1 pseudogene is annotated in these 501 nt (G+C 79.2%); it reads right to left on the reverse strand.

Annotated features, from left to right (window positions below):
• Nucleotides 1–501: pseudogene (locus tag Q0817_RS19985) on the reverse strand (NADH-quinone oxidoreductase subunit L); the annotation flags it as partial.

The following is a 501-nucleotide window of genomic DNA, read 5'->3' on the forward strand; positions in this document are numbered from 1 at the left end:
GTCGTCGAACCGGGCCGCGGCCCGTGCCAGTACCGGGACGGCCCCGGCGGCGGCGGTCACGGCCCGGTCCAGGACGAGGTCGTCGAACCGGGCCAGGGCGTGCGCCAGGCCCAGCGCGGGGCGCACGACGACGGCGTGCGCGGCGGCCTCCAACCCCAGCCACCGGCCGGCCCAGCCCGGCTCGGGGACGCGCAGGCGCAGCATCAGCAGCAGGACGACCAGGGCGATCGCGGCCGAGACGAGCAGCTCGACGGGCGCCACCCCGCCGTGCCCGCCCACCGCCTCGGCGAGGGCCCGGCTGACCGGGGGCAGGGCCAGAGCCCCCAGCACGGCCGCGCCGGCGGCGAGCACGAGAAGCGGGGCCTGCTCCAGCACCCCCACCTTCCCGGTGCCGCCTTCCTCGGCCTCAGCGCGGGCACCTCGGCGCCAGATGGTCCACAGGACCTTGCCCGCGTAGGCCGCGGACAGGGCCGCCGCCACGAGCCCGGCGGCGTAGAGCCA

Origin of the sequence: uncultured Kocuria sp. (genome assembly GCF_947500125.1) — a bacterium.
Classification (GTDB): Bacteria; Actinomycetota; Actinomycetes; order Actinomycetales; family Micrococcaceae; genus Kocuria.